This window comes from Caulobacter soli, from assembly GCF_011045195.1.
GTDB classification, from domain to species: domain Bacteria; phylum Pseudomonadota; class Alphaproteobacteria; order Caulobacterales; family Caulobacteraceae; genus Caulobacter; species Caulobacter soli.
Genome location: NZ_CP049199.1, coordinates 617,328 through 638,004 on the forward strand (window position 1 = coordinate 617,328; position 20,677 = coordinate 638,004).

Sequence of the window (20,677 nt, forward strand, 5' to 3'; positions counted from 1 at the left end):
CGCCCGATGCAACGGGCGGCCGCCTGAGGTGCGTCTATAAAGTCTTGAAGTCGCCTAGCTCTTCTTCTTGGCGGCGGGCTTGGCGGCGGCGGCCTTGGCCTTCTTGGAGTTGCTGCCCGCGCCCTTGACCGAGATCGATTCCTTGACGGGCAGCAGACGCGGGGCCTCGTAGGGAAGCTCGGCGCCGGACGCCTTCATGACGCACATGCCGGTGTCCATCATGATGTGCTGGCCCAGGCAGAACACGTCCTCGTAGTGCGGCTTGGCCACGGCCAGGCACTGGTAGAGGTTCAGCTTGCCCATGTTCAGGCACATGGCGCTGGCCGGCTCGGCCATCACCGCGTCGATCAGGGTCAGCTTGTCGTCGCCGGCGTAGCCGAGGGCGGCCAGGGCGGCCACGGCCATGCCGCGGATCACCAGGGGCTTGTAGGGCGGCGGGGCTGAACGCACCGTGATGGTCGGGGGCACGGCGCCGATCGAGGCCTGCTGCAGGGCGGCCATGTCGACGCTGTCGGCCAGGCCGGGCGTCGCCGACATGGTCTTGGCGTAGGCCAGGCGGCCGTCGCGGTCGAGCACGGACTGGGTCGACCACTTCGAGCGCTGGATGTCGTAGGCCGACTGCTTCACGGCCTTGCCGGCGGTGTAGAGCTTCAAGCCGTCGGCGCCGAGCGTGTCGATGATCAGGCCGGCGGCGGTGTCGCTGCCCTTGAAGCCGACGGCGTAGGCCGGGTCGGCGATCAGTTGGTTGACGACCTGCTGACGTTGGGCGGGATCAGCGGCGAACGCGCGCACCGAGGCCACGAAGGTCGGGTCCTGCAGGGCCAGGACGGCGGCGTAGGCCGTGGCGCCCGCCAGGAACTGCTTGGGCTCGTAGGCGACGGCGACCTTCAGCGAGGACTGGATCTGGTCGCCATTCTCGAAGGTCGGGCTGATGGCTTCGGCGCGCTGCATGTAGCCGCGGAAGGCGCTGGCCTTCTCGACGATGCTCGAGGACAGGGTGATCGGCGGCGGGGCGGCGGGGGCCGCGACCACGGGCGGCGGCGGCGGCGGCGTTTCGCAGCTGGCCAGCAAGGTGGCTGCGACCACGGCGATGGCCGTCAGCGCGGCGCGCGTGCGCGTGGTGGAAAGCATTCCCAGAACATCCCCAATGACATAGAGCGCCCGCCATACCATTGGCGCGCGGGCGAGATTGTGACAGTCAGCCCGTTAACCACCTGTTGACAAGCGTAGCCGTCGAAAAGGTGTTCCGGCGCGCGCGACTTTCGCCTGAGAGGCGTCTTGTCGGGGTTTAGTCGAACAGCTTGGAGACCGATTCCTCGTTAGCGATCCGGCGGATGGCCTCGCCGATCAGCGGCGCGCAGGAAACGTAGCGGATCTTCTTGCAGGCCTTCACGGTGTCGGAGGCCTCGATCGAGTCGGTGACCACCAGTTCGGTCAGCACCGAATTGGCCACGCGCTCGGCGGCCGCGCCCGACAGCACCCCGTGGGTGACATAGGCCGAGACCGACTTGGCGCCTTGGGCCATCAGGGCGGCGGCGGCGTTGCACAGGGTGCCGGCCGAATCGACGATGTCGTCGAACAGGATGCAGCGACGGTCCTTCACGTCGCCGATGATGTTCATGACCTCGCTCTCGCCCGGGGCCGAGCGGCGCTTGTCGACGATGGCCAGGTCGGCGTCGTCCAGGCGCTTGGCCAGGGCGCGGGCGCGAACCACGCCGCCGACGTCCGGCGAGACGACCATCAGGTCGTCGCCCAGCTTGTAGGTCTTGTGGATGTCGTCGGCGAGCAGGCGCGAGGGCAGCAGGTTGTCGGTCGGGATATCGAAGAAGCCCTGGATCTGCCCGGCGTGCAGATCCATCGTCAGGACGCGATCGGCGCCCGAGCGGGTGATAAGGTTGGCCACCAGCTTGGCCGAGATCGGCGTGCGGCCGCCGGTCTTCCGATCCTGGCGGGCGTAGCCGAAGTAGGGCAGCACGGCCGTGATCCGCTTGCCCGACGCGCGCTTCAGGGCGTCGATGCAGATCAGCAACTCCATCAGGTTGTCGTTGGCGGGATAGCTGGTCGACTGGATGACGAAGACGTCTTCCCCCCGCACGTTCTCGTCGATGGTCACGAAGACCTCGAGGTCGGCGAACCGGCGCACCTGGGCGCGGGTCAGCGGCATGTCGAGATATTCCGCGATGGCCTGGGCCAGGGTGCGGTTCGAGTTACCGGACAGCAGCTTCATGGTTTTATCTCGGGAGGGGGTGTCGCCATTGCGGGGGCTTCTAGCAGTCTCGGGCGCGGGAACAACCCCGAGTCTCGCCTGATCGTGGTTATTCGCCCCATCGTTTTCGGGACTCATGCTTCCAACGCGATCGCCGAGAGAAGTCGTCCGTAGTCGGACTCCCCAGCCAGGAAGGCCCTGCGGTTGGAAAAGAACAGATCCGGCTCGGTTCGCGTGTCGCGGCCGACCCATTCGCTTTGTCCCACGCCCGCCGTGTTCAGACGGTCCAGAACGAAGGCCGGCAGGTCGAACAGGCGCTTGTCGTCGGTTTCGCCCGGCGCGAAGAATCGGCCCGAGCCGGGGCTGTCGGCCTCGAAGCGGTGCAGGAAATCCCGCCCGACCTCGTAGGATTTCGGCCCAATGCAGGGGCCGACGGCGGCGACCATGCGCGCGGGCTCGGCGCCCAGCACCACCATCTGGTCGACGGCGGCCTGGACCACGCCGTCCAGCGCGCCGCGCCAGCCGGCATGGGCGGCCGCGACGATGCGGGCGACCGGATCGGCGATCAGCACCGGGGCGCAGTCGGCGTGCAGGGCCCCGCAGACCACGCCCGGCGTCTTGGTGACGACCGCGTCGCCCTCGGGCCGCACGTCGCCCCACGAGCCGTCGGCGACGATGGCGATGGTCGAGTGGATCTGGAAGCAGGTGTTGAGGTCTTCCGGCGCGGCCCCGAACCAGGCGGCGGCCCGGGCGCGGTTCTCGGCCACGTCGGCCGGCTCGTCCTTGCTGCCCCGACCGACGTTGAGGCTGGAATAGAGCCCGGTCGACACCCCGCCCTGGCGCGTGAAGAACGCATGCTTCACCCCGGCGACGGCGGCCAGCAGCGGCGACTGGACGGTGGGAAGCTCGGGGGGCAGGTCGGTCATGGTCAGAGGTCCTCGAAGAGCGGAGGAGACAGGTCGGGGGCGGACAGGCAGGCGACCTTGAACAGTTCGCCCATCTGCGCCGCTCCGGTCAGGCGATCAAGCTGTCTGGCCAGCTTTTCGGCGTGGTCAGGGCGTGAAGCGGCCAGGGCCTGGGCGCGGGCCTCGATCCCCAGGCCTTGCAGGAACGCGCCCTGGGTCAGGATGGGTCCCACGCGGGCGCCGGCCTCGGCGGCCGCGGCGGCCACGGCGGGAAAGTCGGCCCAGACGGTCAGGTCGGCCTGGCCCGGCTCGGCCAGGGGCGAGACCTTGGCGTGAGCCTTGAGCGCTTGCAGGGTGTCGCCCGGTCCGGGCGCGTCGCGGCCGTAGTCGATCAGCAGAGCGGCGCCGCCGTCACGGGCGACACGGTGGCCGATCTCCGCACCTAGGGCGGCCTGGGCGGGGGAGGATTCCACGAGCATTCCGGGCTCCAAAGCCTCCCCCTGTGGGGGAGGTGTCGCCAAAGGCGACGGAGGGGGGAGTTGGCCAAGGTGGGTCTGCTCCCCCCACCGGCCCATTCGGGCCGCCTCCCCCACGGGGGGAGGGGCTAGGGCTTTGAGACCGAACGCCAGGTTCCCGCTGTCATCCAGTCCCACCATCCGTTCCGCCCAGCCGTTCTCCGTCCGCACGAACTGGTGCGCCGGCAGGCAGTCCAGGACCTCGTTGGCGACCAGGATCAGCGGCGCGCCGGCCGGCACGGCGTCCAGGCGGTCGGCCCAGCTCGGCGTCAGCGGCGCGCCCTCCAGCCTGGCGGCCTGGGCCGAGCGCAGCGGCGGCGACACCTCGACCAGCCACAGGTCGGCGGCGGCCAGGAAGCCGGGCAGCAACCGCGCCGCGCGCAGGATGTCGGAGATCAGCGTCCCGTCGCCGGGTCCCATCTCGACCAGCCGCACCGGCGAGGGGCGGCCCATGCGGGTCCAGGTCTCCAGGATCCACAGGCCGATCAGTTCGCCGAACATCTGGCTGACGCCGGGGGCGGTCAGGAAGTCGCCGCCTTCTCCCCCATTCATGCCCGCGAGAGCAGGTCGGGTGGCGTAGTAGCCGTCGCGCGGGTCGTGCAGGCAGCGGGTGAAGTACTCGGCGACGCTGATCGGGCCATCCTGGGCGATCTGCGCCTTCAGGCGATCAAGCAGGCTCATGGGTTTCCGTGGCGACCGGCTCGCGCAGGGCGCGCCACAGCAGCCAGATGCCGACCAGCAGCATCGGGATCGACAGGATCATCCCCATGGTCAGGCCGAACGGGAAGTCGGGCATGCCGTGGTCGGGATTGCGCACGTTCTCGAGCGAGGCGCGGAACAGGCCGTAGCAGATCAGGAAGGTCGCCACGAGCGCGCCCCGGCGTTGCAGCCATTTGAACTGGTGGGTGGCCAGACGCAGGATCAGGAACAGCACCACGCCCTCCAGCGCCGCCTCGTACAGCTGGCTGGGATGGCGCGGGTCCGGGCCGGCGGGGCAGGAGCCGCCGTTCGCGGCCTGGATCGTGCGGTTGCAGAAGATCATGCCGAACGGATGGTCGGTGACCCGGCCCCACAGCTCGCCGTTGATGAAGTTGGCGCAGCGGCCGAAGAACAGGCCGATGGGCACGACCGGCGCGACCAGATCGCCCAGCTTCAGCATGTCGATCTTCTGCTGGCGGGCGAACAGGGCGATCGCGGCGCACACGCCCAGGAAGCCGCCATGGAACGACATGCCGCCTTCCCAGATCTTGAAGACGGTCAGCGGGTTTTCCGCCAGCCCGGCGCGCTGGCCGTCGTTCATCAGCATGTAGAACAGCACATAGCCGATCCGGCCGCCCAGGATGATGCCCAGGGTGATCCACAGCACCAGGTCGTCGATCTGCACCGAGGTGGCGGTCGGCTTCTGGCCGCCCCACAGCTTGGCGTCGCGGACCAGCCGGATCGCGTACTGCCAGCCCAGCAGGATGCCGGCGACATAGGCCAGGGCGTACCAGCGCAGGGCCAGCGGCCCCCATTGCAGCGCCCAGGGGCCGATGTGAACGATGGGGTCGATGTCGGGGAAGATCACGCCGCGAGCGCTCCGGACGGACAGATGGTCGCAGGCATACCGTGCTTCCTCTTCGCTTTCATCCCTCGTTTCCCATATAAGCCTCGCGACGAACCGCGCCGCGCCCTGGAATCTCGATGCACAGCCAAAACCCCTTCCTCGACGAATTCGCCAAGCTGACCCAGGCCGCCATGGGCATCGCCCAGACCGCCGGCGAGGAAGCCAAGACCGCGATGCGGGCCCAGGCCGACCGCCTGGCCGCCGAGTTCGACCTGATCCGGCGCGACGATTTCGAGGCCCTGAAGGCCGAGGTGGCGGCGCTCCGCGCGGAAGTCGCCGAGCTGAAGGCCAAAAAGGCGCCCGCCAAGAAGACCGGTAACGCGGCCGAATAGGCGAGTTTCGTTCCCGCTTAACGTGAACGCGGTTGTGACGACGACCGCGAAGCAGATTAGAGTCCCTCGAGTGGGTGATTTGGTCGGGTCCCACGACCCGTCTCTCCCCGGGGGCCAAAGGTTCTTATGGACACCCAACCGGAAGAAGACGACGTCCTGCTGGCGATGGATCCCCTGGAGGTCGTCGAGCACGTTCTCGCGGCCGAAAACCTGACCTTCGACCGCACCGAGGACGGCGATCTGGCCTTCGCCCTGACCGGCGACTGGAAGGATTACGAGCTGTGGTTCGCCTGGCGGCCCGAGGCCGACTGCCTGCAGCTGTGCCTGTCGCTGGACCTGCGCGCCTCCAAGACCAAGCGCCCCGCCGCCTATGAACTGCTGTCGATGATCAACCAGCGCGTCTGGCTGGGCCATTTCGAGGTCTGGACCGACGACGGCGAGGTGGTCTTCCGCCACGCCCTGGCCCTGCCGGCCGGCGAGCGCCCGACCATGGCCCAGGCCGCCTCGATGATCGACGCGGCCGTCGAAGCCGCCGACCGCTTCTATCCCGCCTTCGACTTCCTGCTGCATGGCGCCAAGACCCCGGACGAGGCCATGGCCGCCTGCATGTTCGAGACGGTCGGCCAGGCTTAGGACTGGACTTTCCTTCTCCCCTTGTGGGGGAAGGTGTCAGCGAAGCTGACGGATGAGGGGTCGATGAACGCGCCCGCGTTCTCCCTCGTATAGGCAGGTGCGACCTCTCATCCGACCTGCTACGCAGGCCACCTTCTCCCGCAAGGGGAGAAGGACGATGTTTCGGGAGCCTTCTCTCATGACCCCCATCCTCCTCCTCGGCGCCGGACGCATGGGCGGGGCCCTGATCGAGGGCTGGACCAAGGCGGGCGCGTTTTCCGCCGGCGACCTGATCATCCGCGATCCGAATGTCGACGCCGCCGCCTTTCCGGGCGCGAGCGTCAATCCGCCCCTAGACGCCCTGGCCGCCGCCAAGACCGTGCTGCTGGCCGTCAAGCCGCAGATCTGGCGCGAGGCCGTGGCCGACGTCGTTCCGCACCTGGCGCCCGACGCCATCATCGTCTCGATCGCCGCCGGGGTGCGCGCGGCCGACATCTCGACCGTGTTCGGCGGCCGCGCCGTGGCTCGGGTGATGCCGACCACGGCTGTCGCCATCGGCCTGGGCACGGCCAGCCTTTACGCGGACACCGCCGAGGCGCGCGCCCGCGCTCACGCCCTGCTCGATCCGGTCGCCACAACGGTGGATCTCGACGACGAGGCGCTGATGCACGCGGCGACCGCCGTGTCGGGCTCGGCCCCGGCCTATCTCTACGCCTTCATCGAGGCGCTGGAGGCGGCGGGCGCCGGCCAGGGGCTCGACCCAGCGGCCTCGGCCAAGCTGGCCCGGGCCACGATCGTCGGCGCGGCGGCCTTGCTGGGCCAGGGCGGCGAGGAGCCGGCCGAACTGCGCAGGCAGGTGACCTCGCCCGGCGGCACCACGGCCGCGGCGCTCGGCGTGCTGATGGGCGAGAGCGGGTTCGGCGATTTGCTGCCCAAGGCGCTCGAGGCGGCGGTGAAGCGGTCGGTGGAGCTGGGGGGCTAAGGATTCCCCTGCGGCGCGCCAACCCTTGTCTTGCAAGGCCCGAACCGCCATTTCAGCGGGCATGACCGCCGCTGAAGACATCCTCGATCGCGCCGCCGCCGCGGCCCTGTCCCTGGCCGCCGACCGGCCATGGACCCAGATCACCCTGCGCGACATCGCCCTGAAGGCCGAGATCCCGTTCGCCGAGCTCTACGCCCGGGCCGACGGCAAGGGCGCGGTGCTGAACCACCTGGCGACTCGCTTCGATCGCGCCGCCCTGGCCACCGTCTCGGCCGACGACGCCTCGACGCACGACCGCCTGTTCGACGCCGCCATGGCCCGGATCGAGGCGATGGAGCCGCATCGCGCCGCCCTGGTGGCCATCAGCCGCTCCGAAAGCGTGGTGGTCTCGGCCCTGCGCTTTCCCCGGACGGCCCGCGCCATCCTGGAAGCCGCCGGCGTCGACGCCACGCCGGCCCGGCTGACGGCGATGTCGGCGGTCTGGGGCCGCACCCTGCAGGTCTGGCGTGATGACGAGGGCGCCCTGAACCGCACCATGGCCGAGCTGGACAAGCGCCTGAAGCAGATGACCTCGGGCCTGGAGAAGGTCGGGGCCGGTTTATAAATCCGTTCATCCCGGCGAATGCCGGGACCCAGATGGAATGGCTTTGAGGCGGACGCCAAAAGCTCTGAGCTCTTCCAATCAGCCATACCGCTAAGGGATTTGGGTCCCGGCATTCGCCGGGATGAGCGGTGTGAAGGAACAAAAAAAGCCCGCCGGGATCGCTCCCGGCGGGCTTGCTGTTTTCAGGCTTAGGCCCGATCAGCCTTTGGTCGTGTTGGTCGGCAGCTTGCAGCCGCCGCCCACGCCCTTGGCCTGCAGGCACGAAAGCAGTTCGGCCGGCTTCGGCGCGGCGGTGGCCAGCGGATAGGCCATCACCCAGCCTGGCAGGCCGTCCGAGCAGGCGACTTCGACGAAGCCCTGGGTCGGGGTCTGGCCGATGATGCGCGCGCCCGAGACGGTGCAGCTGCCCTTGCCCAGGCCCTTCAGGTCGGCGGTCAGGCGGGGGAAGGCGGCGTCCTGCTTGGTGAAGCTGCAGCGGTAGCCGTTCATTTCCGAGGTGATGCAGTCGTAGACGGTGTTGCCGGTGGCGGTGAAGATGCCGATGCCGCCGTCCGGACGGTTGGAGCACTTCAGCTCGACGATCTCCTTGCGGGGGTCGTTGCTGGGCAGCATGCCGTATTTCTCGACCTTGCAGTCGAAGCCGGCCTTGGTGGCCAGCTTGCTGTAGAGGCCGGCCTGTTCGGTCTGGGCCGCCACGGCGTCGCTCAGGGTGCAGCCGCCGCCGACGAAGCCGGCCTGGGCGCAGTCGATGGCCTTGGCGAAGGCGCCGGTGCTGGCGGTCTGCTGCAGCACGTAGCCCTTGCCGTCCTGGCAGGCGACTTCGAAGTAGTTGTCGGTCTTGGTGCTGAGAACGTAGCGCTTGTCCTTGATCGCGCAGTTCTTGCCCGAGGCCGCGTTCAGGGTGTCGACCACGGCCAGTTGGCTGGCCTTGTCGGTCAGCTTGCAGCTGACATTGCCGCCGTCTTCATACAGCAGGCAGCTGTTGGCGGTGACTTCCTGGTCCAGGGTGACCGGGCTGGCGGTCTGGACGATGTAGCCGACGCCGCCCTTACAGGCGACTTCGAAATAGGCGTTCTTGGCGCCGGCGCCGATGGCGCGGGCGTTTTCGATGTCGCACTTGGTGTTGGCCTTGGCCAGGTACGGCGCGAGGCCGGCCTTGGGATCGGCGTTGCCGGGCAGGACGCAGGCCAGGGCGCTGGGCTTGCCGTCGGCGCCGACCTGGGCGGTTTCCAGGCAGCTATAGGCCTGCGGCGCGGCGTCCTTCTTGGCCAGCAAGGCGAAGCCCAGGCCTTGCTGACAGGCGACTTCGTAATAGTCGGTCGAGGTCTTCTTGTCCGAACCGATCAGGCGCGCGTCCGAGACGGTGCACGAAATGCCCGCGGCCTTGGCGACGTCGGGCGCGGCCTTCATGCCGGCCTCGCGGGCCTTGGCGTCGACGGCGGCCGGCTTTTCCTTTTCCTTCGCCGCCGAGATCACGGTGGCCGGAATAAGCGCGGCGAGCGCGAGGGCGGCCGTCAAGCCGATCGCGATAGGCCTCATGGGTAGGTCTCCTGGGGGTAAATTCCTCGCGGCGGACTTAAGGCCCGCTTGCATCAAGGGTCAAGATGTCGTCCGACAGGGGCGCAATCATGACGGCAGGCGGGATCGAGCCAAGTCGCCGAGTGGGACGGAGGGCGCGACATGCGCGACGGGATCGAGGACAGCGCCAGGGAAGGCGCCGGCGGAGACAGCGCCGAGCCGCGCCGCCCGCGTCTGGTCTATCCGTTCGAGACCGCTCCCGAAGCCGGATCGGGCCAGGCCGTCGAGGTCGCGCCCGGCGTGCTGTGGCTGCGCCAGCCCCTGGACGGGTCGCTGGGCTTCATCAATGTCTGGGCCATCGCCGACGACGAGGGCTGGGCGGTGGTCGACACCGGCGTGCAGACCAAGGAGACCGCCCAGGCCTGGCGGGCGGCGTTCGCCGGCGCGCTGCAAGGTCGGCCGATCACCCGGATGATCGTCACCCATCTTCACCCCGACCATGTCGGGCTCGCTGGGTGGATTGCACGCAAGTTCGGCGCGCGGCTGTGGATGACGCGGCTGGAGTATTTCCAGTGCCGGATGCTGGTGGCCGACACGGGCCGCGAAGCGCCCGAGGACGGGGTGCAGTTCTTCCACGCCGCCGGCTGGGACGAGGAAGGGATCGACGGCTACAAGGCCAAGTTCGGCGGCTTCGGCAAGGCGATCTACCAGCTGCCCGACAGCTATCGCCGGATGACCGACGGCGAAGTCTTCCGGATCGGCGACCACGACTGGCGCGTGGTGACGGGGCAAGGCCATTCGCCCGACCACGCCTGCCTGTGGTGCCAGGACCTGGGCCTGCTGATCTCGGGCGACCAGGTGCTGCCCCGGATCTCGTCCAACGTCTCGGTGTTTCCCACCGAGCCGGACGCCGATCCGCTGACCGACTGGCTGACCTCGCTGGCCAAGGTCAAGGCGACGGTGCCGGACGAGGTGCTGGTCCTGCCGGCCCACAACGACCCATTCCATGGGCTGCACGCCCGTATCGACGGCCTGATCTCGGGGCATGAACGCGCCATGGCCCGCCTGGCCGGCAAGCTGGCCGAGCCCAAGCGCGTGGTCGACGTGTTCGGCGCCCTGTTCGCCCGCCCGATTGGACCCGACTTGCTGGGCATGGCCACCGGCGAGGCCCTGGCGCACCTGAATTGCCTGATCGGCCGGGGGCTGGCGACCCGTGAGGCGGATGCGGACGGGGTGAACTGGTATCGGGCCGCGGGCTGAGCGAGGTCCCTGCGCGTAATTGCCGGATTACGGCGATTTCACGGGCATCCTTAAGCTGGACTTTACGGGTCTGGGCGATTTTGCGTCCGCATCCGCCGCGGTGGCGGAACGACAGTTGGTAGAGCGCCCCCGTGCTGGATAATTTGAAGATCGCCACCAAGGTGATGTTGCCCGCCATCATCCTCACCCTGGTCGCCCTGGCCAGCGTCGGCGTGGGTGTCTGGCAAGCCAAGCGGATCGAAGCTTCCGCCCAGGTGCTGGTGGACCAGCGCGCGCCCACCGAACTGGCCACGGCGCGGTTCAACCGGCAGGTCGCGACCATCGGTTACGCCGCCTATCGGACCGTCGCCAACGAAGGATCGTCCCAGTCGGCCCTGGAGGCCTCGCAGGATCTGGACACCGCCTTCGCGGCCGGCAACAAGTTTCTCGACAAGGCCATCGCCGCCGACCCCTCGTCGGCGGGTCAGCTGAAGACCTTCCGCGAACGCTTCAAGAAGCTCCATGACAACGCCCGCCAGGGCGCGGACCTGGGCCTGCAGAACATCGACGAAGCCGCCGTCATGATGATGGGCGTGATCGATCCCGACATCACCAGCCTGACCAAGGACACCGCGTCCTGGATCGACAAGCACAGCGACGCGACCCAGGCGATGGTCGCAAAGGCCAAGGCCGACGCCGCCCGGGGCTCGCTGATCTCGATCGTCTTCGGCCTGGTCTCGGCCGGCGCGGCGCTGCTCTACGCGATGTGGATCGGCGGCAGCAAGATCGCCAAGCCCCTGAATAGCCTCTCGCGGACGATGGAAGTGCTGGCGCAGGGTTCGGTGGAGGTTGAGGTTGTGGGGGCCCAGCGCAAGGACGAGGTGGGGGCGATGGCCCGCTCGGTGCAGGTGTTCAAGGACAACGCCCTGGCCCTGCGCACGGCCGAGGCGGCCCAGCAGCGCCTGAGCGCCGAGACCGAGGCCGAACGGGTGCGCAACCAGGAGGCCGCCGACGCGGCCGCCCGCGAGCAGGCCTTCGTCATGGAGCACATCGCCACGGGCCTGACCCGTCTGGCCGAGGGCGACCTGACCTATCGCGTCGACATCCAGTTCCCCCAGGCCTACCAGCGCCTGCAGAACGACTTCAACGGCGCCATCACCCAGATGGAAGAGGCGATGCGCACCATCGTCCACGCCGCCAACAGCATCGGCTCGGGGTCGGACGAGATCGCCTCGGCCGCCGACGACCTGTCGCGCCGCAGCGAGCAGCAGGCCGCCAGCCTGGAAGAGACCGCCGCGGCCCTGGACGAGATCACCGCCACGGTGAAGCGCTCGTCGGCCGGGGCGGTGGAAGCCTCGCGCGTGGTCACCTCGACCCGTTCGGACGCCGAACGCTCGGCCGTGGTGGTGCGCGGCGCCGTGGACGCCATGAACCAGATCGAGAAGTCGTCGCAGGAGATCAGCCAGATCATCGGCGTGATCGACGAGATCGCCTTCCAGACCAACCTCCTGGCCCTGAACGCCGGCGTGGAAGCGGCTCGCGCCGGTGACGCCGGCCGCGGCTTCGCGGTGGTGGCCCAGGAAGTGCGGGCCCTGGCCCAGCGCTCGGCCGACGCGGCCAAGGAGATCAAGACCCTGATCTCGTCCTCGACCCAGCAGGTCAGCCAGGGCGTGTCGATGGTGGGCCAGACCGGCGAGGCCCTGCAGGCCATCGTCAGCAAGGTCAGCGAGATCGACGGCCTGGTCAGCGAGATCGCCGCCTCGGGGGCCGAGCAGGCCACGGGCCTGAACGAGGTCAACGCCGCGGTCAACCAGATGGACCAGACCGTCCAGCAGAACGCGGCCATGGTCGAGCAGTCGACCGCCGCCAGCCACGCCCTGAAGGGCGAGGCCAACGGCCTGATGCAGATGATCGGCAGGTTCCAGGTCGCCGGCGCGCAAGCCGCCGTGGGCTCCACGACCCGCCGTGCGTCCGCCCCGGCCACCCAGGTCAGCCGTCCGGCTCCGCGTCCGGCTGTCGCCCCGGCCACCGCCGCCAGCCGTCCCGGCGCCAACCCGGTCAAGGCCGCCCAGGCCAAGCTGGCCGCCTTCGCCGGCGGCTCGGCCCAGCCCAAGAGCGACGACTGGGAAGAGTTCTAGGGTTCAGTAAGCGTATCGCCCTGGCGTCACCACCAGGGCGTCTCCTCCCCTCGAGGACCTAGCGTACAAGCCCCGCCGGTTGCCCCCGGCGGGGCTTTCTTTTCTAGGTCTGCGCCGAAACATTCGTTTGATATTTCGTGCGCGAACTATAATCTCCCGCGCCATGACCACGCCCGACCGTCGCCTCGTCTTCCTGCTGAATGTCGCGCACCGCCGGGTGCAGCGTTATATCGAGGCCAAGATGGCCGCCAAGGGCGGGTTGACGGCCGCCCAGTCCGGAGCCCTGTTCGTGCTGGGCCAGAAGGACGGCGCCCTGATCGGCGAGGCGGCCGAGGCGCTGGACCTGGCCCCCTCGGCCATGACCGGCCTGGTCGACCGCATGGTCCGGGCCGAGCTGGTCGAGCGCCGCCCCGACCCCAAGGATGGCCGCGCCTTCCGCCTGCACCTGACGCCCCATGGCGAGACGGCCCGCGAGGAGGCCAAGGCCGGGGTCGAGGGTCTCAACGCCCATCTCACCGAGGGCTTCACGGACGAGGAGATCGCCGTGGTGTCCCGCTGGCTGGTCAGCCTGCAATCGAAATTCCCCAAAGGAGACCCTGCATGACCGATCTCGTTCAGGTCGCCGTCGACGCCGGCGTGATGACCATCACCCTGGCCCGTCCGGACAAGAAGAACGCCCTCAGCAACGCCATGTACGGCGTGCTGGCCGACAGCCTGGAGCGGGCCGAGAGCGACGCCTCCATCCGCGTGGTGGTGTTTCAGGCCGACGGCGACAGCTTCAGCGCGGGCAACGACCTGCAGGACTTCGCCGCCCAGGCCACCGGCGCCTTCACCGGCGAGCGCCACGTGATGCGGTTCCTGAAGAACCTGGCCAAGGCCACCCGGCCACTTGTCGCCGCCGTCCAGGGCCAGGCCGTGGGCGTGGGCACGACCATGCTGCTGCACTGCGACCTGGTGTTCACCAGCCCCGACGCCAGGCTTACCGTGCCGTTCGTCAACCTGGCCCTGGTGCCGGAGGCGGCGTCCAGCCTGCTGCTGCCGGCCCGCATCGGTCACGCCCGCGCCTACGCCATGTTCGCCCTCGGCGAGGCGGTCGGCGGCGAGACGGCTGCGGCCTGGGGGATCGCCAACGCCTGCGTGCCGCTGGACGAGCTGCGCGCCAAGGCCCGCGCCGCCGCCGATCAACTGGCCAAGCGTCCGCTGGGCGCTCTGACGGTGACCAAGAGCCTGATGCGCGACGCCGAGGCGATCGCCGCCCTGATGGACAAGGAGGGCGAGCTGTTCGCCGCCCGCCTGCAGACCGCCGAGGCTCGCGAGGCGTTCATGGCGTTCGCGGAGCGCCGCGCGCCGGACTTCAGCAAGGTCGGCTGAGTGGCCCTGGCCCTGGTCCTGGCGGCCGCGCTGTTCGCCCTGGCGGGGATCCATCTCTACTGGGGCTTCGGCGGCCGCTGGCCGGGTCATGACGAGGCTTCGATGGTCGAGCACGTGGTGGGCCGCACGCGCGGCATGCGCGCGCCCGGTCTGCTGACCTCGGCGGCGGTCGCCCTGGCGCTGGCGGCCGGCGGCGTCCTGGTGCTGGCGACCTTGGCGGCCACGCCCTGGGACGGCTGGTTGCAAGCCGCGCGCTGGGTCCTGTTCGTGGTCTTCGCCGGGCGCGGCCTGGCGACCTATTTCCCGCCGGCGTTCCGTTACGCCGAGGGCACGCCGTTCGCGACGTTGAACCGCCGCGCCTACGGGCCGCTGTGCCTGTCGATCGCCCTGGGACTTCTGATCCTGCAGCTGTAGCGTCAATCTCAACGACAAGATCAAAGGGAGCGAGACATCATGGCCGATCGCATCAAATCCGCCTTCGGGCCCTATACCGACGCCCGAGACGTGGTCGCTGGCCAGGACCTGACCGGCAAGGTCGCCATCGTCACCGGCGGGGCCACCGGCATCGGGATCGAGACCGCCAAGGCGCTGGCCGGGGCCGGCGCCGAGGTCGTCATCGCCGTGCGCAAGCCCGACCTGGCCGAGGCCGCCGTCGCCGAGATCAACGCTGTCGCCAAGGGGGCCAAGGCCTCGTGGTCGATGCTGGATCTCTCCAGCTTCAAGTCGATCCGCGCCTTCGCCGAGCGTTGGGGCGACCGGCCGCTGAACCTGCTGATCAACAACGCCGGGGTCATGGCCTGCCCGCTCGCCTATACCGAGGACGGGCTGGAGATGCAGATCGGCACCAACCACTTCGGCCATTTCCTGCTGTCGGTGCTGCTGGCCCCGAACCTGGTGGCGGGCGCCCAGTCGGGCTGGGGCTCGCGCCTGGTGTCGCTGTCGTCGATCGGCCACCGTCGCAGCCCGGTGCATTTCGAGGATCCCAATTTCCGCCACCGCCCCTACGACAAGTGGGAGGCCTATGGTCAGGCCAAGACCGCCAACGCCCTGTTCGCCGTCGGCTTCGATCAGCGCTTCAAGGACCGGAACGTGCGCGCCTTCTCGGTGATGCCCGGCGGCATCATGACGCCGCTGCAGCGCCACCTGCCGCTGGAAGAGCAGAAGGCGATGGGCTGGATCGACGACGACGGCAAGGTGCGCGAGGGCTTCAAGACGCCCGCCCAGGGCGCCTCGACCAGCGTCTGGGCGGCCGTGGGCGGCGAGCTGGACGGCGTCGGCGGCCTCTATCTGGAAGACCTTCACGAGGCCGCGCCGTGGACCAAGGAGTCCGGCTGGTCGGGCGTCATGCCCTACGCCCTGGATCCTGAGCAGGCCGACCGCCTGTGGGCGCTGTCGGTGAAGACCACCGGGGCCGGCGCCTGATGCGGCAGCAGACCGTCTGGCGCCTGGCCGGCGCCGCCGCCGTCGTGGGCGGACTGATCGACCTGGTCGGGCCGCTGCTTTATCCGCACCTCTCCGAGCCGATGCGCCTGTCGACCTATGTGCTGATCGACGTGCTGCTGCTGTTCGGCATGCTGGGCGTGCAGTGGCTGGCCGGCCAGGCGATGGGCTGGCCGGGCCTGTTCGGCTTCGTGATCGCGGTCAGCGGCGTGCTGCTGGTCCGCACCTCGGCGGCGGGGATCTGGGGTGCGGCGTCCTACACCGTGGCCTCGGCGATCTGGTCGATTGGCATGGTCGTGATCGGCGCGACCTTGCTGGCCAAGCGCGGACCCTTCCGCATGGCCGCGGCGCTATGGATCGCCGCCTTCGTCATCGGCCTTGCCGGTCTGGCCTTGAAGGATCAGGGTCTGGCCCATCGCCTGGCCGCCTGGTGCTTCGCCCTCGGCTTCGTCGCCGCCGGCGTCATCCTGGCCAGAACCGCATCGAGAGCAGAAGCATGAGCACGCAAGACAAGACCTTGGCCGGAAAAACCCTCTTCATCACCGGCGCCTCGCGCGGCATCGGCCTGGCCATCGCCCTGCGCGCCGCCCGCGACGGGGCCAATATCGTCATCGCCGCCAAGACCGCCGAGGCCCATCCCAAGCTGCCCGGCACCATCTACACCGCCGCCGCCGAGATCGAGGCGGCCGGCGGAAAGGCCCTGCCGCTGATCGTCGACGTGCGCGACGAGGCCAGCGTCCAGTCCGCCGTCGACAAGGCGGTCGAGACCTTCGGCGGCATCGACATCTGCGTGAACAATGCGTCGGCGATCTCGCTCACGGGCACGCTGTCGACCGACATGAAGCGCTACGACCTGATGCATCAGATCAACGGGCGCGGCACGTTCCTGACCTCGAAGATCTGCCTGCCGCACCTGAAGAAGGCGGCCAATCCGCATATCCTGGCCCTGTCGCCGCCGCTGGACATCAAGCCCAAGTGGTTCGCGCCGCACGTCGCCTATTCGATGGCCAAGTACAATATGAGCCTGTGCATGCTGGGCATGGCCGAGGAGTTCCGCGCCGACGGCGTGGCCTGCAACGCCCTGTGGCCGCGCACCGCCATCGCCACCGCCGCCATCCAGTTCGCCCTGACCGGCGAGGAAGGCCTCAAGCACTGCCGCACCGTCGAGATCATGGCCGACGCGGCCCACGCGATGTTCCTCAAGCCCTCGCGCGAGTTCACCGGCCAGTTCGTGATCGACGACACGTTCCTGTACGCCGAGGGCGTGCGCGACTTCGACAAGTACCGCGTGGACCCGACCGCCAGCCTGCTGCCGGACTTCTTCGTGCCCGACGACAGCGTCCCGCCGCCGGGCGTGGTGATCGGGTAGAGCTGCGATTGGGATTGGGGACAGGCACATGTGCCTGTCCCCGACCAAGCCTGCGGCCTATTTCACCTTCCGCGTCTTGCGCGCCGCCGCCACGGCGATCGATCGCTGGGCCCACGCGACCATCAGCTCGGGCTCGTCCAGCGCCTCGGCGGGCGCGGACCAGTAGGCCATGGGGCTCATGCCGAACGGGGCGAACTGAACGCCGCCGGCCGCCTCGAAATCGGGGCGCAGGGTCTCGTCGCCCTTGAGGTAGAGGGTGTCGTCGTCGATCAGGGCGAAGAACAGGCCTTGGGCGTAGAGCCCGACTCCGCCGAACATCTTGCGCGAGGTCAGCGGCCCGACCGGCGCCAGCTGTTCGAGCACGAAATCCAGATAGTCCGAAGAGACCGCCATATGCCCGTCGCCATTCGCCCCGCCGTCCCCGAGGACAGCGCCTTGATCCTGCAGTTCATCCGCAACCTGGCCGAATACGAGAAGCTGCTCGACGACGTGCGGGCCACTGAAGGCGACGTCACGGTGGCGTTGTTTGGCGAAAACCCCAAGGCCTTCTGCGACATCGCCGAGATCGACGGCCAGCCCGTGGGCTTCGCGGTGTGGTTCTACAACTACTCGACCTTCGTGGGCCGGCACGGGATCTATCTGGAGGACCTGTTCGTGCGGCCGTCGGCGCGGGGTTCGGGCGCGGGCAAGGCCCTGCTGGCCAATCTGGCGCGGCGCTGCGTGGACGAGAACCTGGGCCGGCTGGAATGGTCGGTGCTGGACTGGAACGCCCCGTCGATCGCCTTCTATGACAGCCTGGGCGCGGCGGCGATGGACGAGTGGATCGTGCGGCGGATGACGGGGGATGCGCTGGCGAAGCTGGCCAATCTTTAATTCCGCTCATCCCGGCGAACGCCGGGACCCAGATCCTATAGCGGTGTATCGGGCTGGAAGGGCTCAGCGCTTATGGCGTCAGCCCCAAAGCCATTCCATCTGGGTCCCGGCATTCGCCGGGATGAGCGGATTTTAGAGCCTACTCCAGCCGGTCGGCTTTCCGCAGTTCCGGGAACATCTTGGCCCAGGCGCCCGTGACGACCAGCGCCCCGACGCCGCCGAACACCGCCGCGCCGACCGGGCCCAGGAACCGCGCCGCCACGCCGCTTTCGAACTCGCCCAGCTCGTTGGAGGCGCTGATGAACAGGCCCGAGACGGCGGCGACGCGGCCGCGCATCGGGTCGGGCGTGACCAGCTGCACCAGGGTCTGGCGGATGTAGACCGAGACCATGTCGGCCCCGCCCAGGATCGCCAGGGCCGCCACCGACAGCCAGGTCCATTGCGACAGGCCGAACACCACCGTCGCCGCGCCGAACACCGCCACGGCGCTGAACATCAGCAGGCCCGCGCGACGGCGGATCGTGTGGCTGGCCAGGAAGATCGCCACCAGGGTGGCGCCCACGGCCGGGGCGGCGCGCAGGATCCCGAAGCCCTCGGCCCCGACATGCAGCACGTCGCGGGCGAACACCGGCAGCAGGGCGGTGGCCCCGCCCAGCAGCACGGCGAACAGGTCCAGCGAGATCGAGCCGAAGACGATCTTGTTGCGCCAGGTATAGACCAGGCCTTCCTTGATCAGGGTCCAGCGCGAGCCCGGCTGCACGACCGGCTTGGTCGACTGACGGATGCCCAGCAGGAACAGTCCGCCGACCAGGAACAGGCCCGCCGACGAGCCGAACGCCACGGCCGGCGAGATCGCGCACAGCAGGCCGCCCAGGGCCGGGCCGATGATCGAGCCGCTCTGCCAGGACAGCGAGTTCCAGGCGATGGCGCGCGGCAGCAGCGGGCGCGGCACCAGCATCGGTCCCATGGCGCTGGAGGCCGGCGACAGGAAGGCGCGGCCGGCGCCGAAGAACACGGCGATGGCGAAGATCGGCCACAGAGCCGTGTGTCCCGACCAGGCCAGCAGGCCCAGGCCCGCGGCGCACAGGATGTCGACGCCGATCGCGGCGGTCATGATCATCTTGCGGTCGTGGCGGTCGGCGGTCTCGCCGGCCGTGAGCGTCAGGAAGAACAGCGGGATGAACTGGGCCAGGCCCACCATGCCCAGCAGGAAGGCCCCCTGGCCCTCGTTGTGTCCGGTCTCGCGGGCCAGCGTGTAGACCTGCCAGCCGATCGTCACGCCCTGGATCTGCACCGCCAGGGTGGCCAGGAACCGCGCGCCCCAGAAGAACAGGAAGTCGCGCTGCTTGAGCAGGGCGCGCATGGACGTGTCCGCCACTTCGAGAGCCGAGGGGACGGAGTCGGGATCAGGGGGGAGGTCGGTCATCGGCGCGGACCATGTCCTTGACCGAGCGTCACCGCAATCGCGTTTCTTTGATAGGACAGTTGATTTCGTTGACGCCAAGCGCCCCAGGCCCTATTTCGCGCCCCTCGAATGGAAGGGAGCGCCGCTATGCGACGCCTGCGACGAACCTGCGCCGCGCGGACCGGAGTCCGCGTCTGAACGCCCCGGAAGCGGCCGTCTCGGCCGCGTCACGATCCGGGGCTATGTCCCCTTTTCGTGTTCCGGATCGTTTAGCGCCCATGTCGTCTTCCGCCGTCGCTCCTTCGCCGCATCTCCCTGTCGTCATCGTCGAGCGGCCCGAGCACGCTCGCGCCGTCGAAGTTCTCGTCGATCGCGCCTTCGGCCCCGGCCGCTTCGCCAAGTCGTCCGAACGCCTGCGCGAGGGCAACCACAAGCTGGACGACTGCTCGTTCGTGGCCCTGCTCGAAGGCCGGGTGATCGGCAGCGTGCGGCTGTGGCCAGTCGTGGTCGGGGATGCGCCGGTCGCCTTCCTCGGCCCGCTGGCGGTCGACGCCGACGAGCGCAGCCACGGCCTGGGCCAGGCCCTGGTCGAGGCCGCTTGTGACGCGGCGGCCAAGGCCGGTTGGCGCGCGGTGCTGCTGGTCGGCGACGCCCCCTATTTCGGCCGGGTAGGCTTCTCGGCCGCGCCGGTGTCCCAGGCCGTCATGCCGGGACCGGCCGATCAGCGCCGAGTGCTGGTCAAGGCGCTGGTCGACGGCGGTGACGCCGGCTTGGTCGGGCCGATCCGCATCGGCTGAAGGTCCTAAAGCCTCCCCCTGTGGGGGAGGTGTCGGCGAAGCCGACGGTGGGGGGATCGGCAGATGGCCGGACCTATGATCAAGGCCCCCCAAAACTCCCCCCACCGATCGCTTCGCGATCACCTTCCCCCACAGGGGGAGGCTTGGCGAGCCTTGAGCCCAAGGCCGGCTTGCCCTACCTGAAACCCATGACCGCCGATCCCGCCCCCTCCGGCCTCGCAGGCGTCACCGCCGCCGCCAAGGTCGCGGGCGAGCGCGGTCTGCCGCCGGTGCATCTGTGGCATCCCGACCATTGCGGCGAGATCGACATCCGCATCCGCAAGGACGGGGTGTGGTTCCACGAGGGCACGCCGATCGGCCGCGAGGCGCTGGTGCGCCTGTTCTCGACCGTGCTGCGGCTGGACCCGGACGGCTATCACCTGGTCACCCCGGTCGAGAAGCTGAAGATCCAGGTCGAGGACGCCCCCTTCATCGCCACGCGGGTGGACCAGATCGGCGGCGCCCTGCGCTTCGAGACCAATGTCGGCGACGTGGTCGAGGCCGGTCCCGACAACGCCGTTCGTGTCGAGACCGACCCGGCGACCGGCGAGCCCCGACCCTATCTGCACGTGCGGCGCGGGCTGGAGGCCCTGATCGCCCGGTCGGTGTTCTACGAGCTGGCCGAGCTGGCCGCCGAGCGCGACACGCCCGAGGGACCGCGCCTGGGCGTGGCTTCGAACGGCGCCTGGTTCGCGATCGCTCCGGCCGGGGCGCATCGCGGATGAC

23 protein-coding genes are annotated in these 20,677 nt (G+C 69.2%); 15 read left to right on the plus strand and 8 right to left on the minus strand.

What is annotated here, in order from left to right:
• Positions 1-54 precede the first annotated feature (54 nt).
• The 5 genes from G3M62_RS02940 to lgt all read right to left on the minus strand — a co-directional run bounded on the left by G3M62_RS02940 (position 55) and on the right by lgt (position 5,193).
• Positions 55-1,131, minus strand: coding sequence for a hypothetical protein (locus G3M62_RS02940; RefSeq protein WP_165184592.1), 1,077 nt, complete (start codon positions 1,129-1,131; stop codon positions 55-57).
• 157 nt (positions 1,132-1,288) lie between these two features.
• Positions 1,289-2,227, minus strand: a complete 939-nt coding sequence (locus G3M62_RS02945) for a ribose-phosphate pyrophosphokinase (RefSeq protein ID WP_165184594.1) — start codon at positions 2,225-2,227, stop codon at positions 1,289-1,291.
• 113 nt (positions 2,228-2,340) lie between these two features.
• Entirely contained in the window at positions 2,341-3,132 is a 792-nt protein-coding gene (gene pgeF, locus G3M62_RS02950; RefSeq protein ID WP_165184595.1) for a peptidoglycan editing factor PgeF, read from the minus strand.
• Positions 3,133-3,134: 2 nt separating this feature from the next.
• Positions 3,135-4,307, minus strand: coding sequence for a class I SAM-dependent methyltransferase (locus tag G3M62_RS02955; RefSeq protein ID WP_165184597.1), 1,173 nt, complete (start codon positions 4,305-4,307; stop codon positions 3,135-3,137).
• Positions 4,294-5,193: a prolipoprotein diacylglyceryl transferase gene (gene lgt / locus G3M62_RS02960; protein ID WP_165184598.1), complete on the minus strand. Its 900-nt coding sequence runs from the start codon at positions 5,191-5,193 to the stop codon at positions 4,294-4,296. The genes G3M62_RS02955 and lgt overlap by 14 nt, the downstream gene beginning before the upstream one ends.
• Before the next feature lie 116 nt (positions 5,194-5,309).
• Here lgt and G3M62_RS02965 point away from each other — a divergent pair, with 116 nt between their 5' ends.
• From G3M62_RS02965 to G3M62_RS02980, 4 genes are all read left to right on the plus strand, one after another.
• The gene (locus tag G3M62_RS02965) at positions 5,310-5,564 is read left to right on the plus strand and encodes an accessory factor UbiK family protein (RefSeq protein ID WP_165184600.1); all 255 of its coding nucleotides are present in this window, start codon (positions 5,310-5,312) and stop codon (positions 5,562-5,564) included.
• Between the two features lie 126 nt (positions 5,565-5,690).
• Positions 5,691-6,197 carry a type III secretion system chaperone family protein gene (locus G3M62_RS02970; protein ID WP_029912089.1) on the plus strand — a complete coding sequence of 169 codons (507 nt, stop codon included), beginning with the start codon at positions 5,691-5,693 and terminating at the stop codon, positions 6,195-6,197.
• Between the two features lie 178 nt (positions 6,198-6,375).
• Positions 6,376-7,158 carry a pyrroline-5-carboxylate reductase gene (gene proC, locus G3M62_RS02975; protein ID WP_165184602.1) on the plus strand — a complete coding sequence of 261 codons (783 nt, stop codon included), beginning with the start codon at positions 6,376-6,378 and terminating at the stop codon, positions 7,156-7,158.
• Between the two features lie 61 nt (positions 7,159-7,219).
• Positions 7,220-7,762 carry a TetR family transcriptional regulator gene (locus G3M62_RS02980; protein WP_165184603.1) on the plus strand — a complete coding sequence of 181 codons (543 nt, stop codon included), beginning with the start codon at positions 7,220-7,222 and terminating at the stop codon, positions 7,760-7,762.
• A 198-nt stretch (positions 7,763-7,960) separates the two neighbouring features.
• On the opposite strand, the gene G3M62_RS02985 is transcribed toward G3M62_RS02980, so the two are convergent.
• A complete protein-coding gene (locus tag G3M62_RS02985) occupies positions 7,961-9,301 on the minus strand; it encodes a hypothetical protein (protein ID WP_165184605.1) in 1,341 nt (446 codons plus the stop codon).
• 141 nt (positions 9,302-9,442) lie between these two features.
• Here G3M62_RS02985 and G3M62_RS02990 point away from each other — a divergent pair, with 141 nt between their 5' ends.
• The 8 genes from G3M62_RS02990 (at position 9,443) to G3M62_RS03025 (ending at position 16,837) form a co-directional block, all read left to right on the plus strand.
• A complete protein-coding gene (locus G3M62_RS02990) occupies positions 9,443-10,540 on the plus strand; it encodes an MBL fold metallo-hydrolase (RefSeq protein WP_165184606.1) in 1,098 nt (365 codons plus the stop codon).
• A 164-nt stretch (positions 10,541-10,704) separates the two neighbouring features.
• On the plus strand, positions 10,705-12,657 hold the full coding sequence (locus tag G3M62_RS02995; protein ID WP_165191174.1) for a methyl-accepting chemotaxis protein: 1,953 nt from the start codon (positions 10,705-10,707) through the stop codon (positions 12,655-12,657).
• Between the two features lie 163 nt (positions 12,658-12,820).
• A complete protein-coding gene (locus G3M62_RS03000) occupies positions 12,821-13,261 on the plus strand; it encodes a MarR family winged helix-turn-helix transcriptional regulator (protein ID WP_165184608.1) in 441 nt (146 codons plus the stop codon).
• Positions 13,258-14,028 (plus strand): enoyl-CoA hydratase, encoded by a 771-nt coding sequence (locus G3M62_RS03005; protein ID WP_165184609.1) that lies wholly within the window; start codon positions 13,258-13,260, stop codon positions 14,026-14,028. Before G3M62_RS03000 ends, G3M62_RS03005 begins: the two co-directional genes overlap by 4 nt.
• Positions 14,029-14,442, plus strand: coding sequence for a DUF3995 domain-containing protein (locus G3M62_RS03010; protein ID WP_165184611.1), 414 nt, complete (start codon positions 14,029-14,031; stop codon positions 14,440-14,442). It abuts the gene before it with no gap.
• Positions 14,443-14,481: 39 nt separating this feature from the next.
• Positions 14,482-15,450, plus strand: coding sequence for an SDR family NAD(P)-dependent oxidoreductase (locus G3M62_RS03015; protein ID WP_165184612.1), 969 nt, complete (start codon positions 14,482-14,484; stop codon positions 15,448-15,450).
• Positions 15,450-15,968 (plus strand): hypothetical protein, encoded by a 519-nt coding sequence (locus tag G3M62_RS03020; RefSeq protein ID WP_165184614.1) that lies wholly within the window; start codon positions 15,450-15,452, stop codon positions 15,966-15,968. The genes G3M62_RS03015 and G3M62_RS03020 overlap by 1 nt, the downstream gene beginning before the upstream one ends.
• The gene (locus tag G3M62_RS03025; protein WP_165184615.1) at positions 15,965-16,837 is read left to right on the plus strand and encodes an SDR family oxidoreductase; all 873 of its coding nucleotides are present in this window, start codon (positions 15,965-15,967) and stop codon (positions 16,835-16,837) included. Before G3M62_RS03020 ends, G3M62_RS03025 begins: the two co-directional genes overlap by 4 nt.
• 57 nt (positions 16,838-16,894) lie before the next feature.
• Here the strand turns inward: G3M62_RS03025 and G3M62_RS03030 are convergent, their stop codons facing one another.
• Positions 16,895-17,230: a TfoX/Sxy family protein gene (locus tag G3M62_RS03030; protein WP_165184617.1), complete on the minus strand. Its 336-nt coding sequence runs from the start codon at positions 17,228-17,230 to the stop codon at positions 16,895-16,897.
• Here G3M62_RS03030 and G3M62_RS03035 point away from each other — a divergent pair, their 5' ends adjacent.
• The gene (locus G3M62_RS03035; protein ID WP_165184618.1) at positions 17,231-17,710 is read left to right on the plus strand and encodes a GNAT family N-acetyltransferase; all 480 of its coding nucleotides are present in this window, start codon (positions 17,231-17,233) and stop codon (positions 17,708-17,710) included. It begins immediately after the preceding gene.
• Positions 17,711-17,849: 139 nt separating this feature from the next.
• Here the strand turns inward: G3M62_RS03035 and G3M62_RS03040 are convergent, their stop codons facing one another.
• A complete protein-coding gene (locus tag G3M62_RS03040; protein WP_165184620.1) occupies positions 17,850-19,136 on the minus strand; it encodes an MFS transporter in 1,287 nt (428 codons plus the stop codon).
• Between the two features lie 257 nt (positions 19,137-19,393).
• Between G3M62_RS03040 and G3M62_RS03045 the strand changes: the two genes are divergently transcribed.
• Both G3M62_RS03045 and G3M62_RS03050 read left to right on the plus strand, forming a co-directional pair.
• The gene (locus tag G3M62_RS03045) at positions 19,394-19,912 is read left to right on the plus strand and encodes a GNAT family N-acetyltransferase (protein WP_165184621.1); all 519 of its coding nucleotides are present in this window, start codon (positions 19,394-19,396) and stop codon (positions 19,910-19,912) included.
• Between the two features lie 188 nt (positions 19,913-20,100).
• Complete coding sequence (locus G3M62_RS03050) at positions 20,101-20,676, plus strand: DUF1285 domain-containing protein (protein WP_165191176.1); 576 nt, start codon at positions 20,101-20,103, stop codon at positions 20,674-20,676.
• The last annotated feature ends 1 nt before the right edge of the window (position 20,677 follow it).

What these genes read in the sequence shown, in the direction of transcription:
- G3M62_RS03050 (WP_165191176.1), top strand. Translation starts at nt 20,101, where the DNA reads ATGACCGCCGATCCCGCCCCCTCCGGCCTCGCAGGCGTCACCGCCGCC.
- G3M62_RS02985 (WP_165184605.1), bottom strand. Translation starts at nt 9,301, where the DNA reads ATGAGGCCTATCGCGATCGGCTTGACGGCCGCCCTCGCGCTCGCCGCG.
- G3M62_RS02955 (WP_165184597.1), bottom strand. Translation starts at nt 4,307, where the DNA reads ATGAGCCTGCTTGATCGCCTGAAGGCGCAGATCGCCCAGGATGGCCCG.
- G3M62_RS03040 (WP_165184620.1), bottom strand. Translation starts at nt 19,136, where the DNA reads ATGACCGACCTCCCCCCTGATCCCGACTCCGTCCCCTCGGCTCTCGAA.
- G3M62_RS02995 (WP_165191174.1), top strand. Translation starts at nt 10,705, where the DNA reads ATGTTGCCCGCCATCATCCTCACCCTGGTCGCCCTGGCCAGCGTCGGC.
- G3M62_RS02940 (WP_165184592.1), bottom strand. Translation starts at nt 1,131, where the DNA reads ATGCTTTCCACCACGCGCACGCGCGCCGCGCTGACGGCCATCGCCGTG.
- G3M62_RS03035 (WP_165184618.1), top strand. Translation starts at nt 17,231, where the DNA reads ATGCCCGTCGCCATTCGCCCCGCCGTCCCCGAGGACAGCGCCTTGATC.
- proC (WP_165184602.1), top strand. Translation starts at nt 6,376, where the DNA reads ATGACCCCCATCCTCCTCCTCGGCGCCGGACGCATGGGCGGGGCCCTG.
- G3M62_RS02980 (WP_165184603.1), top strand. Translation starts at nt 7,220, where the DNA reads ATGACCGCCGCTGAAGACATCCTCGATCGCGCCGCCGCCGCGGCCCTG.
- G3M62_RS02970 (WP_029912089.1), top strand. Translation starts at nt 5,691, where the DNA reads ATGGACACCCAACCGGAAGAAGACGACGTCCTGCTGGCGATGGATCCC.
- G3M62_RS03015 (WP_165184612.1), top strand. Translation starts at nt 14,482, where the DNA reads ATGGCCGATCGCATCAAATCCGCCTTCGGGCCCTATACCGACGCCCGA.
- G3M62_RS03000 (WP_165184608.1), top strand. Translation starts at nt 12,821, where the DNA reads ATGACCACGCCCGACCGTCGCCTCGTCTTCCTGCTGAATGTCGCGCAC.
- G3M62_RS03045 (WP_165184621.1), top strand. Translation starts at nt 19,394, where the DNA reads ATGTCGTCTTCCGCCGTCGCTCCTTCGCCGCATCTCCCTGTCGTCATC.
- G3M62_RS02945 (WP_165184594.1), bottom strand. Translation starts at nt 2,227, where the DNA reads ATGAAGCTGCTGTCCGGTAACTCGAACCGCACCCTGGCCCAGGCCATC.
- G3M62_RS02965 (WP_165184600.1), top strand. Translation starts at nt 5,310, where the DNA reads ATGCACAGCCAAAACCCCTTCCTCGACGAATTCGCCAAGCTGACCCAG.
- pgeF (WP_165184595.1), bottom strand. Translation starts at nt 3,132, where the DNA reads ATGACCGACCTGCCCCCCGAGCTTCCCACCGTCCAGTCGCCGCTGCTG.
- G3M62_RS03025 (WP_165184615.1), top strand. Translation starts at nt 15,965, where the DNA reads ATGAGCACGCAAGACAAGACCTTGGCCGGAAAAACCCTCTTCATCACC.
- G3M62_RS03030 (WP_165184617.1), bottom strand. Translation starts at nt 17,230, where the DNA reads ATGGCGGTCTCTTCGGACTATCTGGATTTCGTGCTCGAACAGCTGGCG.
- G3M62_RS02990 (WP_165184606.1), top strand. Translation starts at nt 9,443, where the DNA reads ATGCGCGACGGGATCGAGGACAGCGCCAGGGAAGGCGCCGGCGGAGAC.
- G3M62_RS03020 (WP_165184614.1), top strand. Translation starts at nt 15,450, where the DNA reads ATGCGGCAGCAGACCGTCTGGCGCCTGGCCGGCGCCGCCGCCGTCGTG.
- G3M62_RS03005 (WP_165184609.1), top strand. Translation starts at nt 13,258, where the DNA reads ATGACCGATCTCGTTCAGGTCGCCGTCGACGCCGGCGTGATGACCATC.